This window comes from Mariniflexile aquimaris (genome assembly GCF_042676825.1).
GTDB classification, from domain to species: Bacteria; Bacteroidota; Bacteroidia; order Flavobacteriales; family Flavobacteriaceae; genus Mariniflexile; species Mariniflexile aquimaris.
In genome coordinates this window covers 310,327-335,382 of record NZ_JBHTIB010000002.1, presented here as the reverse complement: position 1 = coordinate 335,382, position 25,056 = coordinate 310,327, and the positions used below count along the sequence as shown (strand labels likewise).

25 protein-coding genes are annotated in these 25,056 nt (G+C 34.2%); 13 read left to right on the top strand and 12 right to left on the bottom strand.

The window, feature by feature from the left end; translation table 11 throughout:
- Window positions 1–21 precede the first annotated feature (21 nt).
- Window positions 22–669, bottom strand: a complete 648-nt coding sequence (locus ACFQ0I_RS01535; RefSeq protein ID WP_379938719.1) for a DUF4271 domain-containing protein — start codon at window positions 667–669, stop codon at window positions 22–24.
- Window positions 670–790: 121 nt separating this feature from the next.
- Here ACFQ0I_RS01535 and ACFQ0I_RS01530 point away from each other — a divergent pair, with 121 nt between their 5' ends.
- Genes ACFQ0I_RS01530 through ACFQ0I_RS01520 form a run of 3 tightly spaced genes read left to right on the top strand, consistent with a single transcriptional unit; the run spans window position 791 to window position 3,416 of the window.
- Window positions 791–1,513, top strand: coding sequence for a polyprenol monophosphomannose synthase (locus ACFQ0I_RS01530; RefSeq protein WP_379938717.1), 723 nt, complete (start codon window positions 791–793; stop codon window positions 1,511–1,513).
- Between the two features lie 8 nt (window positions 1,514–1,521).
- Window positions 1,522–2,868, top strand: coding sequence for a dihydroorotase (locus ACFQ0I_RS01525; protein ID WP_379938715.1), 1,347 nt, complete (start codon window positions 1,522–1,524; stop codon window positions 2,866–2,868).
- Complete coding sequence (locus ACFQ0I_RS01520) at window positions 2,868–3,416, top strand: DUF4296 domain-containing protein (RefSeq protein WP_379938713.1); 549 nt, start codon at window positions 2,868–2,870, stop codon at window positions 3,414–3,416. Before ACFQ0I_RS01525 ends, ACFQ0I_RS01520 begins: the two co-directional genes overlap by 1 nt.
- Here ACFQ0I_RS01520 and ACFQ0I_RS01515 read toward each other — a convergent pair.
- Window positions 3,376–4,383: an NAD-dependent epimerase/dehydratase family protein gene (locus ACFQ0I_RS01515; RefSeq protein ID WP_379938711.1), complete on the bottom strand. Its 1,008-nt coding sequence runs from the start codon at window positions 4,381–4,383 to the stop codon at window positions 3,376–3,378. The genes ACFQ0I_RS01520 and ACFQ0I_RS01515 overlap by 41 nt on opposite strands.
- A 141-nt stretch (window positions 4,384–4,524) precedes the next feature.
- On the opposite strand from ACFQ0I_RS01515, the gene tyrS reads away from it, so the two are divergent.
- Window positions 4,525–5,820: a tyrosine--tRNA ligase gene (tyrS, locus tag ACFQ0I_RS01510; RefSeq protein WP_379938709.1), complete on the top strand. Its 1,296-nt coding sequence runs from the start codon at window positions 4,525–4,527 to the stop codon at window positions 5,818–5,820.
- 132 nt (window positions 5,821–5,952) lie between these two features.
- Here the strand turns inward: tyrS and ACFQ0I_RS01505 are convergent, their stop codons facing one another.
- From ACFQ0I_RS01505 to ACFQ0I_RS01495, 3 genes are all read right to left on the bottom strand, one after another.
- Window positions 5,953–6,933 carry a LuxE/PaaK family acyltransferase gene (locus tag ACFQ0I_RS01505; RefSeq protein WP_379938707.1) on the bottom strand — a complete coding sequence of 327 codons (981 nt, stop codon included), beginning with the start codon at window positions 6,931–6,933 and terminating at the stop codon, window positions 5,953–5,955.
- Between the two features lie 71 nt (window positions 6,934–7,004).
- The gene (locus ACFQ0I_RS01500; protein WP_379939936.1) at window positions 7,005–7,109 is read right to left on the bottom strand and encodes a T9SS type A sorting domain-containing protein; all 105 of its coding nucleotides are present in this window, start codon (window positions 7,107–7,109) and stop codon (window positions 7,005–7,007) included.
- 43 nt (window positions 7,110–7,152) lie between these two features.
- On the bottom strand, window positions 7,153–7,494 hold the full coding sequence (locus ACFQ0I_RS01495) for a T9SS type A sorting domain-containing protein (RefSeq protein ID WP_379938705.1): 342 nt from the start codon (window positions 7,492–7,494) through the stop codon (window positions 7,153–7,155).
- A gap of 198 nt (window positions 7,495–7,692) precedes the next feature.
- On the opposite strand from ACFQ0I_RS01495, the gene ACFQ0I_RS01490 reads away from it, so the two are divergent.
- Window positions 7,693–8,373 carry a response regulator transcription factor gene (locus ACFQ0I_RS01490; protein WP_379938703.1) on the top strand — a complete coding sequence of 227 codons (681 nt, stop codon included), beginning with the start codon at window positions 7,693–7,695 and terminating at the stop codon, window positions 8,371–8,373.
- Window positions 8,373–9,416, top strand: a complete 1,044-nt coding sequence (locus ACFQ0I_RS01485) for a sensor histidine kinase (RefSeq protein ID WP_379938701.1) — start codon at window positions 8,373–8,375, stop codon at window positions 9,414–9,416. Before ACFQ0I_RS01490 ends, ACFQ0I_RS01485 begins: the two co-directional genes overlap by 1 nt.
- Here the strand turns inward: ACFQ0I_RS01485 and ACFQ0I_RS01480 are convergent.
- On the bottom strand, window positions 9,390–10,448 hold the full coding sequence (locus ACFQ0I_RS01480; RefSeq protein WP_379938699.1) for a glycosyltransferase: 1,059 nt from the start codon (window positions 10,446–10,448) through the stop codon (window positions 9,390–9,392). The two genes, ACFQ0I_RS01485 and ACFQ0I_RS01480, sit on opposite strands and share 27 nt — an antisense overlap.
- 177 nt (window positions 10,449–10,625) lie before the next feature.
- Here ACFQ0I_RS01480 and trmB point away from each other — a divergent pair, with 177 nt between their 5' ends.
- The 5 genes from trmB to ACFQ0I_RS01455 all read left to right on the top strand — a co-directional run bounded on the left by trmB (window position 10,626) and on the right by ACFQ0I_RS01455 (window position 13,831).
- On the top strand, window positions 10,626–11,300 hold the full coding sequence (gene trmB / locus ACFQ0I_RS01475; RefSeq protein ID WP_379938697.1) for a tRNA (guanosine(46)-N7)-methyltransferase TrmB: 675 nt from the start codon (window positions 10,626–10,628) through the stop codon (window positions 11,298–11,300).
- A gap of 2 nt (window positions 11,301–11,302) precedes the next feature.
- Window positions 11,303–11,932 (top strand): lysine transporter LysE, encoded by a 630-nt coding sequence (locus ACFQ0I_RS01470; RefSeq protein ID WP_379938695.1) that lies wholly within the window; start codon window positions 11,303–11,305, stop codon window positions 11,930–11,932.
- A gap of 3 nt (window positions 11,933–11,935) precedes the next feature.
- Window positions 11,936–12,265, top strand: coding sequence for an MGMT family protein (locus ACFQ0I_RS01465; protein WP_379938693.1), 330 nt, complete (start codon window positions 11,936–11,938; stop codon window positions 12,263–12,265).
- A 180-nt stretch (window positions 12,266–12,445) separates the two neighbouring features.
- Complete coding sequence (locus ACFQ0I_RS01460) at window positions 12,446–13,585, top strand: Mrp/NBP35 family ATP-binding protein (protein WP_379938691.1); 1,140 nt, start codon at window positions 12,446–12,448, stop codon at window positions 13,583–13,585.
- Entirely contained in the window at window positions 13,586–13,831 is a 246-nt protein-coding gene (locus ACFQ0I_RS01455; RefSeq protein ID WP_379938689.1) for a NifU family protein, read from the top strand.
- A gap of 39 nt (window positions 13,832–13,870) precedes the next feature.
- Here the strand turns inward: ACFQ0I_RS01455 and ACFQ0I_RS01450 are convergent, their stop codons facing one another.
- The 3 genes from ACFQ0I_RS01450 to ACFQ0I_RS01440 all read right to left on the bottom strand — a co-directional run bounded on the left by ACFQ0I_RS01450 (window position 13,871) and on the right by ACFQ0I_RS01440 (window position 18,509).
- Window positions 13,871–14,245 carry a HEPN domain-containing protein gene (locus ACFQ0I_RS01450; RefSeq protein ID WP_379938687.1) on the bottom strand — a complete coding sequence of 125 codons (375 nt, stop codon included), beginning with the start codon at window positions 14,243–14,245 and terminating at the stop codon, window positions 13,871–13,873.
- A gap of 119 nt (window positions 14,246–14,364) precedes the next feature.
- Window positions 14,365–17,895, bottom strand: coding sequence for a pyruvate:ferredoxin (flavodoxin) oxidoreductase (nifJ, locus tag ACFQ0I_RS01445; protein ID WP_379938685.1), 3,531 nt, complete (start codon window positions 17,893–17,895; stop codon window positions 14,365–14,367).
- 263 nt (window positions 17,896–18,158) lie between these two features.
- Window positions 18,159–18,509, bottom strand: a complete 351-nt coding sequence (locus ACFQ0I_RS01440) for a 4Fe-4S dicluster domain-containing protein (protein WP_379938684.1) — start codon at window positions 18,507–18,509, stop codon at window positions 18,159–18,161.
- 172 nt (window positions 18,510–18,681) lie between these two features.
- On the opposite strand from ACFQ0I_RS01440, the gene ACFQ0I_RS01435 reads away from it, so the two are divergent.
- Entirely contained in the window at window positions 18,682–20,538 is a 1,857-nt protein-coding gene (locus tag ACFQ0I_RS01435) for a 2-oxoacid:acceptor oxidoreductase subunit alpha (RefSeq protein WP_379938683.1), read from the top strand.
- A 2-nt stretch (window positions 20,539–20,540) separates the two neighbouring features.
- On the top strand, window positions 20,541–21,554 hold the full coding sequence (locus ACFQ0I_RS01430; RefSeq protein WP_379938682.1) for a 2-oxoacid:ferredoxin oxidoreductase subunit beta: 1,014 nt from the start codon (window positions 20,541–20,543) through the stop codon (window positions 21,552–21,554).
- A 90-nt stretch (window positions 21,555–21,644) separates the two neighbouring features.
- Here the strand turns inward: ACFQ0I_RS01430 and ACFQ0I_RS01425 are convergent, their stop codons facing one another.
- From ACFQ0I_RS01425 to ACFQ0I_RS01415, 3 genes are all read right to left on the bottom strand, one after another.
- Window positions 21,645–23,693 (bottom strand): M13 family metallopeptidase, encoded by a 2,049-nt coding sequence (locus tag ACFQ0I_RS01425; RefSeq protein WP_379938680.1) that lies wholly within the window; start codon window positions 23,691–23,693, stop codon window positions 21,645–21,647.
- A gap of 179 nt (window positions 23,694–23,872) precedes the next feature.
- Window positions 23,873–24,448 carry an electron transport complex protein RnfA gene (locus ACFQ0I_RS01420; RefSeq protein ID WP_379938679.1) on the bottom strand — a complete coding sequence of 192 codons (576 nt, stop codon included), beginning with the start codon at window positions 24,446–24,448 and terminating at the stop codon, window positions 23,873–23,875.
- Window positions 24,448–25,056 (bottom strand): RnfABCDGE type electron transport complex subunit E, encoded by a 609-nt coding sequence (locus ACFQ0I_RS01415; protein ID WP_379938677.1) that lies wholly within the window; start codon window positions 25,054–25,056, stop codon window positions 24,448–24,450. The genes ACFQ0I_RS01420 and ACFQ0I_RS01415 overlap by 1 nt, the downstream gene beginning before the upstream one ends.

Sequence of the window (25,056 nt, the reverse complement as noted above, 5' to 3'; positions counted from 1 at the left end):
AAGCGTAGGTAGTTATATCTTTTATTTCGAAATATACACCTTATATAAAATGATAAAAGGGGCGATTTCGAGAGCGCAAAGATACAAAATAAAATAAAAAATATTGTGTTTTATTAAAGTTTGATGCGTTTTAAGAGAAGTTATTAATCCGGTAATAATTACTGCAAATAATAATGCAAACGATATATAAAAAAACAGCATAGTTGGGCTAAAACTATATATTAAAATGGCATTAATGGGAATTAATAAAATTCCTAAAAAATTTTTATAGCTTATTTTCTGAAAGAGGTATTGGTCTATGGCAGTGTCAATATCTAAAAGGCTGCCAATTAAGCGTTCAAAAAGCACTTTTATTAAGATGAAAACACAAATTCCAAACGAAATTTTTATCATTAAATCTACCGATATCGTACTAGTTTTAGTAAAATATTGATACATTATAAAGCTAAAAAGCGACGTAGAAAGAATTAAATTAATAAACAATAAAGCATCAAATTTGTCTAAAAATTTCTGTTCTCTAGAATAGATTTTAATGTATTTTGAATTGCCTAAAACCGAAACAAAATCGTCGAACCGTTTAGGAGACACTAATTTTGCTATGGCAATAATTAATATCCCTAATACAAGTACAATTGTATAAAAATCGTTCGATACAGTATCTCTAAGCATACTGTAAAATTATTATAAAAATTTCAGAAGTTAGATTAATTATTAAGGAATATTTAAAATAAATATTCGACGAATGGTGTACATTTGCTTAAAATTGAATGCACGTCTTTAAAAGAAAAGGATGACAGATACGGTTGTAATTATACCAACATACAATGAAATTGAAAATATAGAAGCTATAATAAGAGCTGTGTTTTCTCAATCGGAAGCTATTCATGTGCTTATTGTAGATGATAATTCGCCAGATTTAACAGGTTTAAAAGTAAAGGAACTTCAAAAAGAATTCCCTGAAAGGCTGTTTTTAGAAGTAAGAAAAGAAAAATCTGGATTAGGAACCGCGTACATTCACGGGTTTAAATGGTGCTTAAAAAAACACTATCAATATATTTTTGAAATGGATGCCGATTTTTCGCATGATCCTAAAGATTTGGTAAGGTTACACGCCGCTTGTCATGTTGGTGGTGCCGATTTAGCCATCGGTTCTCGCTATATAACGGGCGTAAATGTGGTGAATTGGCCTATGTCGCGCGTTTTAATGTCGTATTTTGCATCGCGATATGTTAGAATAATAACCGGCATGAAAATACATGACACAACCGCGGGATATGTGTGCTATAAAAGGAAAGTGCTGGAAACTATAAATTTAGATAAGGTTAAATTTATAGGGTATGCTTTTCAGATTGAGATGAAATTTAAAACATATTTAAAGAAATTTAATATTATTGAAGTCCCTGTCGTTTTTACAGACAGAACACAGGGTGTGTCAAAATTAAGTTCTGGCATAATTTCTGAAGCAATTTTTGGAGTAATTGCTATGAGACTAAAAAGTCTATTTAAAAAGTAGAGAAGGTTATGAAACCAAAAACAACACTAATTAAAAATGCCAACATTGTTAATGAAAAGGTTATTTTTAAAGGAGATATCTTAATAGAAGGTGAATTTATAAAAGAAATTGGCGAATCAATTAGCGCGAAGTCTTCAGATGTGCATGTTATTGATGCCGAGGGCAAATATTTGTTGCCTGGAGCTATCGACGATCAGGTTCATTTTAGAGAACCAGGTTTAACAAAAAAAGCCACTATCGAAACCGAATCTAAAGCGGCTATAGCCGGTGGTATTACGTCTTTTATAGAAATGCCGAATACCAATCCGCAAACAACTACCATAGAACAATTAGAACGTAAATTCGATATAGCAGCCAAATCGTCATCTGCAAATTATTCGTTTATGTTTGGTGGTACAAACGATAATTTAGAGGAAATTTTAAAGGTAGATCCTAAAACTGTGGCAGGATTAAAATTATTTCTTGGGTCTTCTACAGGGAATATGCTTGTTGATGATGTTAAGGTACTCGAGAAAATATTTAAAAGCACAAAACTGTTAATTTCCGTTCATTGTGAAGATGAGGCGACTATAAAAAAGAATTTTCAGGAGCATTTCGAGACTTATGGCGACGATATTCCAGTAAAATACCATCCCATTATAAGAAGCGAAGAAGCTTGTTATTTGTCATCATCAAATGCTATTAAATTGGCAAAAAAAACAGGGGCAAGACTTCATGTTTTTCATCTTTCTACAGGAAAAGAAACAAGTTTATTCAGCAATAAAATCCCGTTAAAAGATAAGAGCATTACTGCCGAAGTTTGCATACATCATTTATGGTTTTCTGATGCAGATTACGATAAAAAAGGAACTTTTATTAAATGGAATCCAGCTGTTAAAACCGATAAAGATAGAGAACAGTTATGGGAAGCTTTACTGGATGATAGAATAGACGTTATCGCAACAGACCATGCGCCGCATACTATAGACGAGAAGAATAATGTTTACACCCAGGCGCCATCAGGAGGTCCATTAGTGCAACATGCGTTACCTGCCATGTTGGAAATGTATCATAGAGGCAAAATTTCAATAGAAAAAATTGTGGAAAAGATGTGCCACAATCCAGCTATTTTATTTCAAATTGAAAAAAGAGGTTATATTAAAGAAGGGTATTTTGCCGATTTAGTTTTGGTAGATTTAAATAATCCGTGGACCGTTAATAAAGATAATATTCTTTACAAATGTGGATGGTCGCCATTTGAAGGCACAACGTTTAAATCGAGAATAACACATACCTTTGTAAATGGTAGTTTGGTTTATCAGAATGCTAAATTTAACGGTGTAAAATCTGCAAAGCGATTAACTTTTTCTAGATAATGTTAAAACAATTTACCCTTTATAGCTGTATTTTATTAACCGTTCTTTCTTGTAATATAGGGGCGCCAAAAAAGCCAGATAATTTAATTTCGAAGGCTAAAATGGTCGATATTTTAATCGATGCAAAATTAATTGGTTCGGCGACGTATATTAATAAAAACATTATGAAAGAGCATGGTATAGAGGTTGATACATATGTTTTTGAAAAGCATGGCATCGATAGTTTACAGTTTGCCATGAGCAATAACTATTACGCCTATTACGTAAAGGATTATAAAGAAATCTACGATAAAGTTATAGATAGTTTAGAAGCCTTGAAATTAGTGTTTAAAGCGCAGGAACTTAAAGAGAAAAGGGAATTTGAAAAACGAGAAAGAGATTCTTTGGAGGCTATTAAAATAAAAGACTCCTTAAAAACTCAAGATTCGTTAAAATTGAAAACTAAAAAGGATTCGTTGTCTGAAATAAAACAAAAAAAGAAAGCTTTAAAAGGAAAAGAGATATTGATTAGTCCTGTTTCAAATACAAAGCTCCAATCTCGTGAATAGCCGTTTTAACATCTTTAAAGTTATAGTTTAGCGCTGTTTTAATTTTTTCACTACTATAATTTTTCTCTGTAGCCAAAGAAATAGCAATGTGTTTGGTTAGTTGTCTGCGTTTGCCCGTTAATTTATGTTTTAACCAGTCTAATTTCCAGCCTAAAAAGAGCAACCAGGATTTTGCTAATTTTTCAGGTTTTTTTGTATTTACAGATTCAGCTAAAGTTTGTAAAAACGCTTTATAAGTCCAGTTTTCAGCCACTAAAACAAATCGTTCATTTATAATGGCACTTTTCATTAAAGCAATCATAAGTGTTGTTACATCTTCAACGGTAATAAGGCCAACGGTTCCAGAAGTGTAATATTTTAAACCCTTATGTGCTTTTTTAAATAGGCTTCCTGTGCCGTAATTCCATATTCCGGCGCCCAAAATAATACCAGGATTAACCACTACTACATCGAGTCCTTCCTGAGAACCACGCCAAACTTCCATTTCTGCGCCATATTTTGTTATGGCATAAACGCTGTTGTTGTCTTCAGGGTTCCAAACAGTTACTTCATCAATAAAGGTGCTGTTTATGGGTTTGCCTAAAGTTGCAATCGAGCTTACATAACAAAGTTTTTTTATGGTATTCGAAATACAAAGATTTACAATATTAGCAGTGCCTTCAATATTGGTTTTTCTTAAAAGTTTGTATTTATCGGGTTCAAAAGATACAAAGGCAGCGCAATGGTACACATGAGTAATATTTATAAACGCTTCCGAAAGTGCAGGAATATCTAATATATCTGCTTGTACCCAATCGATAGAATTAAAGATAGAATCGTAATCGCTTGTGTAATTGCCAAAAACAGTTTTTACATGTTCTAATTTACGCTCGCTTCTGTAAATTGCCCGAACGTTTTCGTTATTGCTTACAAGTTGATAAAGCAAATGCGCTCCAACTAAGCCTGTGCCTCCTGTTACTAATATCATGCGTCTAAAATAGTGAATATTTAGTCTTCATTGTAGGCTATTAGAATTGTTTCTAATAAAGATTGAAACTTTCAACTTTAAAACCAAGGGAATTATACATTGATTTTTATCTTTGCCATAGTTTTGTGAAAATTGAAAAAAATGACAAAGAATTTTGTAGAAGAATTAACGTGGAGAGGTATGATACAAGATAGCATGCCAGGAACTGAAGAACACTTAATGGAAGCCATGCGTAGTGCTTATGTTGGGATTGACCCAACCGCCGATTCATTGCACATTGGACACTTGGTTGGTGTTATGGGACTTAAACATTTTCAATTGGCAGGACATAAACCAGTAGCCCTTGTAGGAGGCGCTACAGGAATGATTGGAGATCCATCTGGAAAGTCGTCTGAGCGTAATTTGCTTGATGAAAAAACATTAAGACATAATCAGGATGCTATAAAAGAGCAGTTATCACGCTTTTTAGATTTTGAAAGTGATGCTGAAAATGCAGCTATTATTGTGAATAATTACGATTGGATGAAAAACTTTTCGTTTTTAGAGTTTATTCGTGATGTTGGCAAGCACATTACCGTAAATTATATGATGGCTAAAGATTCGGTAAAAAAACGCTTATCATCAGAGTCTGCTGTTGGCATGAGCTTTACTGAGTTTACTTACCAACTCGTACAGGGTTACGATTTTTTGCATTTATATCGCGATAAGCAATGTACACTGCAAATGGGTGGTAGCGATCAATGGGGAAATATTACTACGGGTACCGAGTTAATCCGTCGTATTGATGCAGGGAAAGGCTATGCCCTTACTTGGCCGTTAATCACAAAAGCTGATGGTACTAAATTTGGAAAAACTGAAGGCGGTAATATTTGGCTGGATGCCGAAAGAACATCGCCCTATAAATTTTACCAATATTGGTTGAATACAAGCGATGTTGATGCAGAAAAATACATTAAAATATTTACGTTTTTAACCCGCGAAGAAATTGAAGGGCTAATTAGTGAACATAAAGAAGCGCCACATTTACGTGCGTTGCAAAAACGTTTGGCAGAAGAAATTACAACGACGGTACATTCTAAAGATGAATTAGATAATGCCATTAAAGCAAGTGAAATTTTATTCGGAAATTCTACTGGAGACGATTTAAAAAAGTTAAACGAGAAAACTTTTTTAGATGTGTTTGATGGTGTTCCGTTAACCGAAATACCTCAATCAGATATAGAATCTGGTTTAGATATTATTGCGGCCTTGGCAGAAAAAGGAGGTTTCTTAAAATCGAATGGTGAAGCGCGTCGTGCGTTAAAAGAAAATTCTATTTCTGTTAATAAAGAGAAAGTGCAAGACGATTATACCATTACTTCAAAAGACCTGATAAATAATAAATTTGTGCTTTTACAGCGTGGTAAAAAAAATTATTTTGTTTTAAGAATCGTCTAAAAAACAATAAAGCCTGATTTTTAAATCAGGCTTTATACTAACCAATAAAACTAAAAAATTAATCCTTCTTTTTCATAGTTTTAATTTAAGTCGTAATTTGTTTTTATAACTTACATCAATAAACTAATATTTTTACAGAACCATTAAATTACAACCGCGGATATCAGAATTATCAAAACGTCCAATAATTTCAAAAGTACCGTCGTTATTTACCTTTCCTAAATCCTGAGTCGCAATAAAGGAGCAGGAATTTATATTAGCCAAATCTATTATATTAATACCACCTGCTTTTTCAAATGGTAAAATAGTTAAAGCGTCTTCGGTATCACGGGTTAAAATTCGCATCCAATTCGAACATTTAAAAATGCCATTGCCTTTTGAGTAAGCCTGACTTAAAAGTTCGGTCATACCATATTCGCTGTGAATATTGTCTACTCCAAAACCTTGTTTTAATTGCATGTGTAATTCTTCGCGAATTAATTCTTTACGGCGTCCTTTCATACCGCCAGTTTCCATAACGATTATGTTTTTAAGGTTGAATTGATAGGCTTCAACCAAATCTAATAGTGCAAAAGAAACTCCGATTAGAAGCACTTTTTGTCCTTGTGAATCTAAACGAATCAACGTGTCTTTTAATTCTGAAATATTATTCAAATAAAAGCCACTATCTGTGTGTTTCGATTGTTTTATAAGCGCATCAACCATGTAAATTAATGAGGAACCTTCGCGCTCAAGGTACGATGGTAATAAGGCTAAAACAACATAATCTTCAATGTTGCCATAAAACTGTTCAAATCCTTTATTAAAACTATGGTTGTAGATTTCTAAATTAGTAACAGCATGTTTACTTGTTTGGCTACCCGTTGTTCCAGAGCTTGTTAATGTAGTTTGGACAGGGGCTTTGGAGCTTACTACGGTATGGGTTTTAAAAAACTGAATCGGTAAAAATGGGATATCGTAAATAGATTTAACATCGCTAGGATGTTTATATAATAAATCGCAAAACGAACGATACACCCGATTGTTTTCAAACTGAAATTTAAAAATTTGCAGAGCCAAATCTTCAAATTGTTTTTCGGTTTTAATATGGAATATAGTGTTTGGGTCAATCATAAAACAAAAGTAGATAAAATAAAAAAGCGCTACCAAATGGTAACGCTTTAAAAATTGTTAAGTTTTGAGATTTATTCAATAACTAGTTTTTTAGTAGTTATGGCATTGTCTTGTTGCACTTTCATAACATAAATACCAGCATTTAATTTTGAAACATTTAATACATTATTACTAATAGTTTCGTTAAGAACCTGTTTTCAAGCTAATATTATGCTAGAGTTACTTTATCACTAATTTCCTAGTTTCACTTATATTGTTTTCTGTTATTTTAAGAATATAAACACCTTTACTTAAGGCGGAAACATTAAGTTCTTTACCAGTTAACATCGTAGAATATATTTGTTTGCCTAAAACATCATAAAACTCAACTTTCTTAGTTAAATTTTGTTTGGACGAAATATAAATAAATACTTTACCGTTTGTAACTGGATTTGGGTAAATTGTTAGGTCTTCAATATTTTGAGACACAACCTGTGTGTTAACATGGTCTTGAGCAAATCCCTTTTGGGTTATCAAAAATGTTAAGGCTAAAAATAAAAATAGAAAGTAATTTTTTTTCATAGGTTCAATTTGGTGATGTAAAGGTAGTTAAAAGCAACAAATTTGATGCCAAAAATCTGTTAAAGATTTAGTTCGTTTATCGAAACGTTAAATTCACGTATCCAGTTTGTTACCTTAATGTTATTAATTTCATATCTAGTTTAAATTCTTCTTATTAGTTTTATCTTTACCTTTATAAACAAGAATATTTGTTTTACAATGAAAAAAAAAGACATTAAAATACTTTTAGTAGACGATGAACCAGATATTTTAGAAATAGTTGGTTACAATTTAACAAGCGAAGGCTACCAAGTTATTACCGCCGAAAACGGAAAAGAAGCGGTTAAGCAAGCAAAAAAAGAACTTCCGCATTTAATAATTTTAGATGTCATGATGCCAGAAATGGACGGAATTGAAGCTTGCGAACAAATTCGGAAAAACCCAGATTTACAAAATACTCTCATTGTGTTTTTAACGGCAAGAGGCGAAGACTACTCACAAATGGCTGGTTTTGATGCAGGTGCCGACGATTATATTACAAAACCCATTAAGCCTAAGGTATTGGTGAGTAAAGTAAAAGCGCTACTTAGACGTTTTAAAGAAGATGAGGTTGCGGACACCCTTAAAATTGGAAGTTTAGTTATAAACCGCGACGAATATAAAATCACTTCAAACGGAAAAGAAATTGTTTTGCCAAGAAAGGAATTTGAATTGTTATCTTTGTTAGCATCTAAACCAGGAAAGGTTTTTAAACGCGACGAAATATTAGATTCTGTTTGGGGAAATGAAGTGATTGTAGGTGGTAGAACCATTGATGTTCATATTAGAAAACTTCGCGAAAAAATAGGAGATGATAGCTTTAAAACCATAAAAGGAGTAGGCTATAAGTTTGTAGATTAATGCAGATACAATTTAAAAAATCTTATAAGTTTGCGATTAAAACATCGCTATACATAACATTATTTATAACGCTCTTATGGAGTGTTTTTTTATATGTTTTCCACGAGATAAACTTATGGGAGCTAGTACCTTTTGTTGTCATTGTTTATGTGTTTTCATTTTTTATTGTTCAAATCAGGGTAGAACGTTTTATATATAGACGAGTAAAAAAAATATACGACGATTTAACGATTCTCGAGTCTTCAAACATGACAACTGGTCCTATCACTACCGATATGAAAACGCTAACTGAAGAGATCGACAAATTTGCCCGCGATAAAAAAATTGAAATAGAAACTCTAAAAGTTAGAGAACAATACCGAAAAGAATTTATTGGCAATGTATCGCACGAATTAAAAACGCCCTTATTTACAGTTCAAGGTTATATTTTAACACTGTTGGACGGCGCCATGAACGATAAGAATCTTAGAGAAAAATATTTAGAAAGAGCCAGTAAAGCTGTTGAACGTCTCGGATACATCATTAATGATTTAGATATGATTACCAAATTAGAGGTTGGTGATTTAAGTTTAAATCTTGAAGTGTTTGATATGATTGAACTTATCAGGAATGTGTTCGATATGCTCGAAATGAAAGCCGCTAAAAAAGATATTACTTTAACCTTCGATACAGATTATTTTAAACCCGTTTTGGTTTATGCCGATAAAGAGCGTATGCAACAGGTAATTATTAACCTTATCGTAAATTCCATCAAGTATGGAAGAGAAAATGGCACAACCGAAGTTAGTGTAGAAAACTTAATTAAAAACAAAGTTATTGTTCGAATAACCGATAATGGCGAAGGTATAGAGAAAAAACACTTAGCGCGTTTGTTCGAACGGTTTTACAGAGTAGATAAAAGTGGTTCTCGAAAAGAAGGTGGCTCTGGGCTAGGACTTTCCATAGTAAAACATATTATTGAAGCACACAACGAAAAAATTTATGTAGAAAGCGAATTTGGTGTGGGAAGCGAATTTTCATTCACCTTGGAAAAGGCTGAATAATTCTTTAAAATCTACTTGATAATCAAAGGATTTTAAACCTGAATAATTGTCAATCGCTTTAATTTTATCAATTGTAAACTCGTCTTGTGCACAACTTGGCGCCATTCCTAATTCAGTAAATCTCTTGGCTAAATATTCTTGTTCATATTGTCCGGGAGTTGGTATAAAAAACGCTTTTTTATTAAGTTTTGCTAAATCCATTATCGATGTGTAACCCGATCGGCAAATTATCAAGTCGCTTTCGTTAATAGTTTTCTCAAGCAATCGCGACGTCATAAAATTAAATATAGTGGTATGTCCCTTTATTTGTATGGTTTGTTCCCTATCCATCACACCTTTTACAAATACTACCTTACCTTCAAAGTTATTAAACGCTACCAATAGTTTTTCCTCAAGTAAGCTTCGTTGCGGCTCAGGTCCAGAAAGTAAAATCATAACATCGTTTGCGGTGTTTAGGCTCCTTTTGTTAAGTCTACTTAATACACCAATATATTTTGTTTCAATTTCATGATGGTCGGTATGCCCCAATTTACCGCTTAAATTCAACTCACTATCAACATCAGGGACCCAGCATACATCAAACTTTTTAATAAATTTTTCATGAATTTTAGTGCTTAACCAAGTGGTAGCGCCACTTAAAACATTTAATTGATGCGTAATAAAAACAGACGGAACCCGTTTGCTGTAAACACCCAATCGGTTATCAGAAATAATACCAGCAATTTGGTGTATCTCAACCAAATCTTTCATCATTTTTTTTTCTCTGTTAATAGCTTGAATCACCTTTGGAGAGTCCTTAAGCAATTTCAGTTTTAAGAATTTCTCATTTTTTGTATAACTTATATTGTACGCGGGCAATTGAATAGAGGAAAGCTCTGGAAATTCTTTCTGTAAAAGCATAAGTGCAGCACCATCACTGGCAATAATTGGCAGATATCCTTCAGTCATTAACGCACGAATAATGGGGATACATCGGGTAGCATGCCCAAGTCCCCAATTAAGTGGTGCAACTAAAATTCTTTTCTTTTTCATGTAATTTGGGCGTGCCCACAAGGGTCGGGCTTTACACTATATCTTTTTTGAAAAAACAAAAAAGGATGCCGTTGCAATCCCTCACGCAGTTATTTTTGCTAAAAACAAAGATAAGCATATAAACTCTTTCTTAGATTTCCTTAATTTTACCGAATTATTAAAAAACTAAAAAATAACGTGGGTAGTAAGAACAAATTAAGAAGATTTAAAGAAAATGAAACATTTGCTAACGTATTTCAGCCAACCAGAAACGAGTTAGTAGGGCATTCATTTGCTTTAAAGGGCAATTGGAACGAGCATGTTTTTAAAAATAACAACCCATTGGTGCTAGAATTAGGGTGTGGAAAAGGAGAATATTCGGTAGCATTAGCAAAAAAATATCCTAACAAAAATTTTATAGGAATCGATATTAAAGGCGCAAGATTTTGGAGAGGCGCTAAAACAGCCGTAGAAGAAGGTATTCCAAACGTGGCTTTTTTACGTACCCAAATAGAGCTTATCGAATACGCTTTTGCTAGTAACGAAGTAGATGAAATCTGGATAACCTTCCCCGATCCGCAAATTAAGTATAAGCGTACCAAGCATCGTATGACGAATGCAGAGTTTTTAAATCGTTATAAAACCATCTTAAAGCCCGAAGGCGTGGTAAACTTAAAAACCGATAGCGAATTTATGCATGGTTATACACTTGGTTTATTACATGGTGCCGGACACGAAGTGTTATACGCTAACCATAATGTATATAAGCAAGAAGGAAGTCCAGAAGAAGTTACAAGTATTCAAACATTTTACGAGTCGCAATATTTAGAGCAAAACAAACCAATTACGTATATTAGATTTAAAATTAAATAGGTTTGAATATAACTATCGTCTTCTTTTTAGGATTATTGGTCGCTTTTATTGGTGTTATTCCTCCTGGTTTGCTAAATATGACGGCTGCTAAAATAAGCTTAAAAGAAGGCCATGTAAGAGGTGTCATGTTTTCTATAGGTGTATGTGTTGTTGTAATTATACAAACCTATATAGCCGCTATTTTTGCAAGGTATTTAAGTAAGCACGTTGAGGTTGTAGATATACTTCAAAGAGTGGCTTTTGTTATTTTTGTCCTTATTACGATTTACTTTTTGCTTGTCGCCAAAAAACAACCACCTCAGATTTTAGACGCCCGTGTAAGGAGTAAACATAGTCGGTTTTTTCAAGGGTTGTTTTTGTCTTCCATAAATGTGTTTCCCATTCCTTATCAGGCGTATATGACCATAACTTTGGCATCATTTGGTTGGTTAGATTTTAGTCTGTTTAGTATTATATCTTACGTTGCAGGAGCAGCAATGGGCACCTTTGTTATGCTGTATGTTTATATTTTCTTTTTTGATAAAATTAAAGACAAGTCTATTAGTTCTCAAAAAAGTATGAATTATTTAATTGGCGGAATAACAGGAGTGATTTCCATAATAACACTGATTAATATTATAAAGGAAATGTAGCGAATGCAACTAGAAACTTTAACTTTTTTTGAAAAGGTTTATCAAGTTGCTAAACTTGTACCATACGGCAGAGTTACAAGTTATGGGGCTATTGCAAATTATTTAGGAGCCAGAAAAAGCGCCAGAATGGTTGGGTATGCCATGAATGGTTCTCATAATAAAGATGTACCCGCGCATCGTGTTGTAAATAGAAAAGGGCTACTTACCGGAAAACATCATTTTGATGGCACTAACCTGATGCAGCAACTATTGGAAAGTGAGGGGATTGAGGTTGTTGACAACCAAATTCAAAATTTCGAAAAGGTGTTTTGGAATCCTTCAGAGGAATTGTAAAAAAAACCGTGTTTTACCTTAAATCATTTCGATAAAAGCGCTTTAAATTCTAAACAATTCACTGTATATTTGTATATTAGAATTATTCTTAATAAATATTATAATTAAAGAAAATAGCAGCAAGAATTAGTGGTTAATAATCTTTATTCTTTGGTCTATTTTCTATGATCTCAAAAAAAAATGAAACTAAACAAACAAGACATACTTAAAGCACTTGAAACAATTACAGTGGCGGGTGAAGGAAGAAATATGGTTGAAAGTGGTGCTGTAACAAATGTAGTCACTTTTGGCGATGAGGTAATTGTAGATATCACCATTACAAACCCAAGTTTGCAAGCAAAAAAGCGAACCGAAGTAGATATTTTAAAAACCATTCACGATCTGGTTTACGAAAAGGCTAAAATTACAGTGAATGTAAAAGTAGATGCGCCGGCAACACCAAAAGTTAATGTGATGAAAGGAAATCCTATTCCTGGAATTCAAAATATAGTAGCTGTGGCTTCAGGAAAAGGTGGCGTTGGAAAATCTACAGTAACCTCTAATTTAGCTGTAACCTTAGCTAAAATGGGGTTTAAAGTAGGGGTGTTAGATGCCGATATTTACGGACCATCAATTCCGATTATGTTTGATGTGGAGGCAGAACGCCCATTAGCAGTAAATATCGACGGAAAATCTAAAATGAAACCTGTTGAGAATTACGGGGTAAAAGTATTATCGATTGGCTTCTTTACACAACCAGATCAGGCGGTTGTTTGGCGTGGGCCTATGGCAGCAAAAGCATTAAATCAAATGATTTTTGATGCGCATTGGGGAGAAATTGATTTTCTGTTAATTGATTTACCACCAGGAACCGGCGATATTCATTTAAGTATTATGCAGGCGTTACCTATTACCGGTGCCGTTGTAGTTAGTACACCACAACATGTGGCACTGGCCGATGCTAAAAAGGGGGTTGCAATGTTTCAACAAGAAAGTATCGATGTGCCAGTATTAGGTATTATTGAAAATATGGCTTATTTTACACCAGAAGAATTACCAGATAATAAATATTATATATTCGGAAAAGAAGGTGCTAAAAATTTAGCTGAAGATTTAAAAGTGCCGTTTTTAGGTGAAATTCCTTTAGTACAAAGTATTCGAGAGGCGGGTGATGTTGGTCGTCCAGCAGCTTTGCAAACCGCAACACCTTTAGAAAGTGCTTTTGAAATATTAGCCAAAAATGTAGTTCAGGAAGTTGTTAACCGCAACGAAAATTTACCTCCAACAGAGGCTATTAAAATAACAACTATGGCTGGTTGTTCAACAGTTAAAAAGAAATAGATGACTACAGAAGAAGTGAGATTAAATGTAGAGAAAGCTTTAGATGAGATTCGCCCTTTTTTACAAAGCGATGGTGGAGATATTTCATTATTGTCTATTGAAGAGAATGATACACTGGTAAAAGTTCAGTTACAAGGCGCTTGCGTTGGTTGCAGTGTGAATCAAATGACCTTGAAATCTGGAGTAGAAATGACTATAAAAAAGTACGCGCCCCAAATAGAGCGCGTACTTAACATTCAATCTTAACGATTGAACAACATAGTTAGTTAGTTTTAGTGGTAAAGTTTAAATGATTTTTTGTTGTCTTAACAAGGTGTCTAAGCTATCAGCAATACTATAACAATTGCTAACTTTAGAAACGTCGTTACAAAATCTTAATTCTGTATCTACAGATTTGCAGTCGAATTCTGTTAAATTTACTTTTTCAAATTCTTTATTAATAAGTTTACATTGTTCGTAAAGACTAGTAATGGTTTTAAATTCACTTGGGTCAACATCATTTTTCAAAAGATACCCTTTCAAATAATTTTCTATAGCAAATTGTGAATTTTTGCAAACTAAAAAAGATACAATATCTTCTTTAGGTTTGTAAAGTTCTTTGTTTGCCTGATTTAATTTTTGAGCAGCATTTAAAAGGAATTTATTCGAGTCATTTTCCATAATAAATAAAAATTTTATTGCTTGTATTATAAATTCTCCATGCTACTAAAAATTGTAGCATGGAGAATTTTTTTAAAAGATTATTAAGGTCAAAGTTAAATAATCTTTTTAATACTTAATTACATATCTCTGTAAAGTTCTAAACGTTCCCATTTAGAATGAACTTCATCTTGAGCTTGATTTAATAATTCGGCTCCTAATTCGGCATTTTCTTTAACTACTCTTGTAAAACGAGCTTCGTTGTACATAAAGTCTTTTAATGGAATGCTTGGTTGTTTAGAGTCTAAACTAAATCGTTTTCCTTTTGGTTTAGAAGGATCGAATCTAAACAATGGCCAATAACCGGAATCAATCGCTTTTTCTTGTTGTGTAATAGCATGTTTTAAATCATAACCATGTTCACCACAATGTGCATAGGCAATAATTAATGATGGTCCTGGATAAGCGGCTGCTTCTTGAATGGCTCTTAAAGACTGCATGTCTTTTGCTCCCATTGCAATTTGAGCTACATAAACGTTTCCGTAAGAAATTGCTTGTAATGCCATGCTTTTCTTGCTGGTTTTTTTACCGCCAATAGTAAATTTAGCACTTGCGCCTAGAGGAGTCGATTTAGATGCTTGTCCACCAGTATTCGAATAAACTTCGGTATCCATTACCAAAATATTAATATCTTCTCCGGTTGATAAAACGTGATCTACACCACCGTATCCAATATCATACGCCCATCCGTCGCCTCCAAATATCCAAACTGCTTTTTTGCGTAAGTACTCTGTTAATTGACTTAATTTAGCCGCATCATCGCTATTGATGATTTCTAAGGTTTTCTTAAGTTCTAAGATATCAGCATGTTTTTTGGCTTTTTCTGTTTCGGTTTCTTCCGGATTATTTAAAATAGCATCCACAAGTTCACTGCCTACTAACAATTCTAAAGATTTTAATAAATCTACAGCGATTTCTTGTTTTTTAGTAAGTGCTAATTTCATACCCAAACCAAATTCGGCATTATCTTCAAACAGCGAATTTGCCCAGGCTGGTCCTCTACCAAACTCATTGGTTTTGTAAGGGGTAGTTGGTAAGTTTCCGCCATAAATAGAAGAACATCCTGTAGCATTGGCAATCATTATACTATCGCCATACAACTGAGTAATCATTTTAATATATGGTGTTTCACCACAACCAGAACAAGCTCCAGAGAATTCAAATAATGGTTCTAAGAATTGCGAGCCTTTTAGGTTAGTAATTTGCAACGCAGTTCTGTCGTAATATGGTAAGGAAACAAAGTGATCCCAATTAACATTTTCTTCTTCATCAACTTCAATTTTCTTGTGCATATTAATAGCCTTGAAGTTTTCTTTCTCTTTAGAAATAGCAGGACAAACCGCTACACAAAGATCGCAACCTGTACAATCTTCTGGAGAAACTTGTAAGATATAAGATTCATTTTCTTTAGAGAATGGTCTACCAATTGCGGGTACGCTTTTTAAAGAGGTTGGGAAACTAGCAATATCTTCGTTATTAACTACTTTAGAGCGAATAGCGGCGTGAGGACAAATGGCAACACACTTATTACATTGTGTACATAAATTTTCGTCATCCCAAACTGGAATAAAATCGGCAATACCACTCTTCTCGTATTGTGTAGTTCCTGTAGGGAAAGTTCCGTCTACAGTAAATGCACTTACAGGAAGTTCATCTCCAAATCCAGCCAATATTTTTTCTAAAACATCGGTAACGAATCCTTCAGGAGCACCTCTCATAGCCGATAGCATTTGAGTTTCGCTGGTAACTGCTTTTGGATAATCTACTTGGAATAAATTTTCCAAGGCTTTATCAACCGCGTTGAAATTCATTTTTACCACTTTTTCTCCTTTGTGAGAATACGATTTTACAATGGCATCTTTAATTTTTTGAATAGCCTCTTCTCGTGGTAAAATTCCAGAAATAGCAAAGAAACAAGTTTGTAATACGGTATTGGCACGTTTACCAAGTTTGGCATCATGAGCCACTTGAGTTGCGTCAATTACATAAAACTTAACTTCTTTTTTAATGATTCCTTTTTGAATCTGAATTGGTAATTTATCCCAAATTTCATCTTTAGAATAAGGTGAATTAAGCAAGAAAGTACCTCCGTGCTTTAATTCGGCAATCATATCAAATTTTTCAATAAAATTAAATTTATGACTGGCGATGAAATCTGCTTTATCTATTAAATAACTTGAGTGTATTGGTTCTGGACCAAAACGCAAATGCGAAATAGTTTGTGCACCTGCTTTTTTAGAATCGTATACAAAGTATCCTTGTACGTAATTATCTGTAGTTTCACCAATAATTTTAATAGAGTTTTTGTTTGCTCCAACAGTTCCATCAGATCCTAATCCATAAAACATACAGTTAATGGTTGATGTTTTAGTTTCGAATGATGGGTCGTAGTATAAACTTGTAAAGGTTACATCGTCGTTAATACCAATAGTAAAGTGGTTTTTAGGTTTTTTGTTAGACAATTCGTCATAAATACCTTTAACCATTGCAGGTGTAAATTCTTTTGACGATAAACCGTAACGACCTGCAACAACAGTTGGCATTTCTCTGCTGCTTTCGTTAAGAGCAGTTACAATATCTAAGTAAAGTGGGTCGCCAACGCTTCCTGGTTCTTTAGTTCTGTCTAAAACAGCTATTTTAGTCACTGTTTTTGGTAAAGCATCAACAAAAGCAGCAATAGAGAACGGTTTAAATAAGCGAACAAAAATAACACCTACTTTTTCTCCATCGGCTAACATTACTTTTAGCGCTTCTTTTACAGGACCTTCAGCAGAACCCATAATAATAATAACTCTTTCTGCTTCAGGGTGACCTAGATAATCAAACAAATTGTATCTACGTCCAGTTAGTTCATAGAATTCGTCCATTGTTTCTTGAACAATTGCTGGAGCTTTGTCATAAAACAAATTACAAGCTTCTCTTGCTTGGAAGAATACGTCAGGGTTTTGGGTAGTACCTCTTACAACTGGACTATCAGGGTCTAAGGCTCTTTTTCTGTGTTGCATTACCTTATCTTCTGGCATCATCGCTTTGATGGTGGCATCTGAAATTCCATCTATTTTAGAAATTTCGTGCGACGTTCTAAAGCCATCGAAAATATTCATAAATGGCACTCTAGATTTTAAGGTTGCTACTTGAGATATTAATGCAAAATCATGAGCTTCTTGCACAGAACCACCAAATAACATGGCGAATCCTGTTTGACGACACGCCATCACATCGGAGTGATCTCCAAAAATGGATAAAGCATGTGTTGCAACTGTTCTTGCAGCTACGTGAATAACGCATGGTAATAATTCCCCTGCAATTTTATACATATTAGGAATCATTAATAAAAGGCCTTGAGAGGCAGTAAAAGTAGTAGTTAAAGCACCAGCTTGTAAAGAACCATGAACAGCTCCTGCAGCACCACCCTCACTTTGCATTTCAACAATTCGGGGAATATTTTCCCAGATATTTTTTTTCCCTTTCGAACTAAAAAGTTCTGCATGTTCCCCCATCGGCGAAGAAGGGGTAATCGGGTAAATAGCACACACCTCATTGGTTTTGTGCGCTACTCTCGCCACAGCTTCATTTGCATCGCAGATGAGCTTTTCAAATTCTTTTTCCATAATAGAAATATTTAATTAGATCAGATTTTTAATAATATTGACGTGAAATTATAAACAATAGAAGTTAAATTCTATGACATATGTCAGGTATCAAAATTTTAACAATGAAGTGGTTAACCAATTTTGTTTGAAAATTTGGTTATTTATACATAAAAAAAGCGATTATTTAATACGTATTAAATAATCGCTTTTTAAAAAGTTAACTTAAATTAACTTTGAGTTTATAATGAATAGAAAAATTTACTTTTTTTGAGAATTTATATTTATTCTCCGTGTAACCAGGCTTTCTTAGCAAGTAAAGCGTCTTCGGTTTCTACATGATTCGTATCAGGGATACAACAATCTACCGGACAAACAGAAGCACATTGAGGCTCGTCGTGGAACCCTTTACACTCGGTACATTTATCTGGAACGATAAAATAAAATTCATCTGAAATAGGATCGTTTTCTGCATCTGCATCCGCTTCACCACCACTTGGAAGTTTAATAGTGCCTGTTAACGCAGTTTCATCTGCATAAGCCCATGCTTGATCTGGTTCGTAGATTGCATTATTAGGACACTCTGAGATACAGGCATCGCAGTTTATGCATTCGTCGGTAATAATTATAGCCATAATTTAATTATTTTTAAATATTTTAATGATTGTAAAAATATAGTTCATTTTAGAGTTTTAATGTGACAAATGTCATATTTCATATTAAAAAGTGAAATTATCTTTAGAAATTAAGTAAAACACTTTATCAACTACCGATAAATTTAGTTAATCTTTTTAAATTATCAAAGGTATGACAACAACAAAAATTAAGCATCAGCCGGAAGCTCTCGAATCAGTCATTATTAGATTTGTAGGCGATTCTGGTGATGGTATGCAATTAACTGGAACACAATTCTCAGACACCTCTGCGATGTTTGGTAATGATATTGCAACGTTTCCAAATTATCCTTCAGAAATTCGTGCGCCTCAAGGCAGTTTATATGGTGTGTCTGGTTTTCAGGTTCATATTGGAAGTGTAGAGATTAGTACGCCTGGTGATGAAGTGGACTTATTAGTAGCCATGAATCCTGCGGGGTTAAAAACTAATTTGCACGCTGTAAAACCCGGTCATACTATTATTGTAGATACCGATGCGTTTATAAAGAAAAATTTAGAAAAAGCACAATACACAACCAATCCCTTAGAAGATGGTAGCTTAGAAAATTATCGGGTAATTCAAGTAGCTATGACCTCGCTTACAAAAGAGGCTCTTAAAGATATTGAAGGTTTAGATAATAAAGATATTACCAGAACCAAGAATATGTTTGCTTTAGGAATGGTTTATTGGATGTATAACAGATCTACCAACCACACCATCGATTTTTTTAATAGAAAGTTTAAAGCAAAACCCAACGTTATTGAAGCGAACACCAAAGTGCTTAATACCGGTTATTATTTTGCCGAAACTTTAGAGTTAATTCCTAATGCCTATGCGATATCGCCGGCTAAAATGCCTGCGGGTACCTATAGAATTATAATGGGAAATACAGCTACGGCTTGGGGCTTTTTGGCAGCTGCCGAAAAAGCTGGACTGGAATTGTTTTTAGGGTCTTATCCTATTACACCGGCTACAGATATTTTACACGAATTGGTTAAACATAAACATTTTGGTGTAAAAGCATTTCAGGCAGAAGATGAAATTGCTGGTATTACATCGGCTATTGGGGCCTCATTTGCAGGAGATTTAGCTATTACGACTACTTCGGGTCCGGGGTTGGCATTAAAAGGAGAAGCTATTGGTTTGGCAATGATTATTGAAACGCCGCTAGTAATTGTAAATGTACAACGTGGAGGACCTTCAACAGGCTTGCCAACAAAAACAGAGCAATCAGATTTACTACAAGCGCTATATGGACGAAATGGCGAAAGCCCAGTAATTGTTTTAGCGGCCAGTACACCTGCAAACTGTTTTGATATGGCTTTTGAAGCCGCAAAACTTTCGGTTGAACATATGACCCCCGTAATATTATTAACTGATGGGTATATTGCTAATGGTTCTGCCCCCTGGAAAATTAAGAGTGTTAGCGAAATGCCAGAAATTAAAAATAATATTCTTAGAGAAGTTGTAGATGATTGGAAACCTTATAAAAGAGATGAATTAACCCTGGCAAGAAAATGGGTAATACCAGGAACCAAAGGTTTAGAACATCGCGTTGGTGGTTTAGAAAAAGATAAACTAACAGGCAACGTATCTTATGTTCCAGAAAATCATGAATACATGACTAAAATTCGGGCTGAAAAAATAAAAAGAGTTCAAAACTTTATACCAGATTTAACAACAGAGTTTGCCGATAGTGGCGAATTGTTAGTTGTAGGTTGGGGTGGAACTTATGGATCACTTCATTCGGCCGTTAAGTACCTTGATGATATTGGGTATAAGAATGTAGGCTATGCGCATTTTAAATATATAAATCCATTGCCTAAAAACACCGAATCAATTCTAAAACGTTATAAAAAAATTGTTGTTTGCGAATTAAATAACGGACAGTTTGCTAAAGTTTTAAAAATGAATTTTGATGGATTGAATTTGTCTCAGTTTAATAAGATACAAGGATTGCCATTTGGCAATAACGAATTAATTGAAACCTTTAAACAATTAGTTAAATAGTTATGGAAGCAATAGTTGAAAATAAATATACGTATAAAGATTTTGAAAGTAATCAAGAAGTAAGATGGTGCCCAGGCTGCGACGATTACGTAATTCTTCGCTCCATGCAAAAAGCACTTCCAGAAATGGGTGTTAAAAAAGAGGATGTGGTTTTTGTTTCCGGAATTGGGTGTTCATCCAGATTTCCATATTATATGGATACCTACGGAATGCACAGTATTCATGGTAGAGCTCCCGCTATTGCCACTGGAGTGAAATTGGCGAATCCTAATTTAAGTGTTTGGGTTATTACCGGCGATGGCGACTCTATGGCTATTGGTGGTAATCATTTTATTCATGTATTACGAAGAAATATTAACTTAAATATCATTCTTTTTAATAATGAAATTTACGGATTGACTAAAGGACAATTTTCTCCAACTTCATTAATCGGGCAAAAGACAAAATCGTCTCCTTATGGTAATACACAACCTCCATTTTCCCCAGGTGAGTTAGCTATTGGAGCGCGTGCTCGATTCTTTGGAAGAATAGGAGGTAATACGCCAAAAGAGATGACACAGATGTTTGTTGATGCCGAAAAGTTTAACGGAACCTCATTAATTGAGGTGCTTCAAAACTGTGTGATCTTTAATGATGGGTGCTATACTCAATTTACTGATAAGAGTGTAAGAGAAGATAAGCAGTTATTTGTTGAGCATGGAAAACCAATGATTTTTGGTAAAAACAAAGATAAAGGTCTTGTCTTAAACCGTTTAACATTAGAAGTTGTTACAATTGGAGAAAATGGCATAACTGAGCAAGATTTATTGGTTCATAACGCTAAAGAACAAGATCCAACTCTGCATCAAATGTTGGTTCGGTTACAGTATCCGTTGGTAACTGGAATCATTAGGAGTTGTGATGATATTACTTTAGAAGAACGCGAAGATGTGTTAACTGCTGAGGTTAAATCTAAATCGAAATTCCGCAAGACAGACGATTTGTTTTTCTCTGGTGATACATATGAAATTAAATAGTTTAAGTAAGATGTAACGAAATTAAAATGGATTACATCAAAGCAAAAAAAACCTCAAGGAAAGCTTGAGGTTTTTTTGTGGATTTTATTTTTACCAAATTCTAACTCTTTTTTCGGGTGCCAGATACATACCATCGCCTGGTTTTATTTCAAAGGCACTATGAAACGTATCTAGATTTAGAAGTGGAACATAGCCGCGATACATTGCAGGCGAATGCGGATCTGTTTTTACTTGATTTTTAATGGCTTCATCACGCATTTTGCTTCTCCAAATGGTTGCCCACGAAATAAACAAGCGTTGTTCTGGAGTAAACCCGTCTATTAGCCCCGGATTTCCATTTTCTTTTAAATACAACTGTAACCCATCATAAGCGGCGTTTATTCCACCTAAATCACCAATGTTTTCTCCTAAAGTAAATTTGCCATCTACTTTAATTCCCGGTAATGGTTCTAATGCTGAATATTGATCTGCTAAAGCAGTTCCAAGTGCTGTGAATTGATTCAAATCTTCATCAGTCCACCAGTTTACCAGATTGCCATCTGCATTGTATCTAGATCCCGAATCATCAAAACCATGCGATATTTCGTGACCAATTACAGCTCCAATTCCTCCATAATTTACCGCTTCATCAGCTTTGTAATCATAAAAAGGGGGTTGTAAAATTGCTGCTGGAAATACAATTTCATTATTAGAAGGGTTGAAATAGGCATTCACAGTTTGTGGCGACATACCCCATTCTGTTTTGTCTACAGGCTTACTCAATTTTTCAATATTTCTATTAAAATTCCATGATGTAACTAAAAGCGAATTATCAAAATAAGTACCACCTTCAGCTGGACTTTTAATTGTTAAAGCAGAATAATCTTTCCATACATCTGGATAGCCTATTTTGATAGTCATTTTATTCAACTTTTCAATAGCTTTCACCTTGGTGTCTTGAGACATCCATGTTAAATTATTAATTCTGTTTTCGTAAGCACGAATAACATTCTTAATCATTTTTTGGGCTTTTTCTTTTGCTTCTGCAGGAAACATTTTTTCTACATACAATTTTCCTAAAGCTTCACCCGTTGGTCCGTTTACAACCTGAAGCGCAATTTCGTTGCGAGGTCTTTGTTTAATGGCGCCGTTTAAGGTTTTTTCGTAGAATTCCCAATTAGCTTTCTCTAAGGTGGTTGATAAATTATCGGCAGCTTTATTAAGTAATGTCCAACGCATATAGGCTTTCCAATCTTCAATTTTGTTTTCAACAAAGATGTCTTGAAGTGCCTGCATGTATTTTGGTTGCATAACAATTAGAGTGTCAACTTTTGGCAAACCGATTCCAACAATTTGTGCTTCCCAGTTAATGGCATTTGTTATGTTTTGTAATTCTCCAATGGTCATTGGGTTATACGATTTCCTTCTGTCTCTTCTTTCAACTCTATCTAATCTTGGCTTAGACATAGCGGTTTCTAAGGCTAGAATTTTTTGAGCATTCTTTAAAGCAACAGCTGGTTTTTCTCCTAGATACTGCAGCATTCTTGCTATGTGAAGTACATATTTTTCACGTTTTTCTTTTGAATCGGCATCATCAGAAACATAATAGTCTCGGTCTGGTAGCCCTAAAGCTCCAGGACTCACGTAAACAACGTTTCTGCTGCTGTTTTTAGCATCTGTCCCTACGCCAACACCAAAAAAGCCAATGCCGCCTTTTGGCGCCATGTCTATCATTAATTTTTGTAGTTCGGCAATGCTTTTTACAGCGTTAATTTTTTCTAAATATGGTTTTAATGGTTTAATACCAGCTTTGTTTCTTGAAACAGTATCCATTATGGATTTGTACAAATTGATGGCCTTTCCTTGGTCGGTATCGGAGGTGTACTTTTCATCTTTGGCAGCTTCTTCTAAAATAGCCAATGCATCAAAGTCTGTTCTTTTTCTTAGTTCATCAAAACTTCCCCATCGTGGTCTGTCTGCAGGAATCTCGGTATTTTTTAACCAGGTTCCGTTTACGAAATTGAAAAAATTATCTTTTGGGCTAATAGACGTATCCATTAAAGATAAATCGATACCAACGCCGCTTTGTTGAGCATAAATCTGGTTAAAACCCAATAGTGTAATTAGGGCCAGAAAAAGTTTAGTAATGTTAGAGTTCATTTAGAATTGTTTAATAGTTTTCGCAAATTTATTTTTAAAATTCAATAATTATCTGATTTTAACAAATTAATAGCAATTGATCCAATTCTATTTTAAGATTTAGTAGTGTTGAGATTAATAATTTCGTAAAGTCGACGAATTATTAATCTCTGAAGTAACAATGAATCTAAATATTAAGTTTAAACCAAAGCAGTAAACCCTAAAAATGCCAAAGATAAAAGTCCGGCAACTAGCAAATTAATTGGAACTCCTTTCATGCCTTTTGGTATGTCTGCGAGTTCTAATTGTTCTCTAATACTTGCAAATACTATTAATGCTACCGCAAAACCTATGGAGTTAGAAATAGCATAAAACACCGCTTTTAAAAGGCTTCCGTTTTCTAATCCTAATGCTAAAATGGCGACTCCCAAAACCGCACAGTTAGTAGTAATTAAAGGAAGAAAAACCCCTAATGCCTGATATAGTGGCGGACTTACTTTTTTCAACATTATTTCTACCATTTGAACCAATGCTGCAATTACTAAAATGAATGCGATGGTTCTTAAATAATCTAATCCGGCAGGAATTAAAACGTATTCATAAAGTAAATATGTTACTGTAGTAGCAATAGTCATTACAAATAACACAGCGCCAGACATACCTACCGATGTTGATACTTTGTTGGAAACGCCTAAAAACGGACAAATTCCTAAAAATTGAGATAATACAATGTTGTTAACAAAAACAGCTGCTATTAAAATAATTATGTAGTCCATTATGCGGTTGCTTTAGAAGTAATTTTATTAAATAATACAGTTAAATAAGCCAATGCAATAAAAGCTCCAGGAGGAAGAATAAACAAGATAAATGTGTTAGCTCCTTCTGCAACAAATTTAAAACCAAATAAGCTTCCGTTGCCCAAAATCTCTCTCACTGCACCAAGTACGGTTAAAGCTAATAAAAAGCCTAATCCCATTCCTAAGGCATCAATTGCAGAAGAAACAACATTGTTTTTTGAAGCAAATGCTTCGGCTCTACCAAGAATTATACAGTTAACAACAATTAATGGGATGAAAATCCCTAGTTGTTCATATAAAAATGGTACAAATGCTTCTAAAATCATTTCAACAATAGTTACAAAGGATGCTATGATGATAATGAAAGCAGGAATTCGAACTTTCGCTGGTATAAAGTTTTTAACGAGCGATACCACAACATTCGACATTAGTAATACAAAAGCAGTTGCAGCACCCATGCCTAAACCATTAAATGCAGAAGATGTTACACCAAGTGTAGGGCACATCCCTAATAGCATAACGAATATTGGGTTTTCCTTGATAATTCCTTTTAAAAAATTTTGCGTTTGAGTTATTCGTTCCGCCAT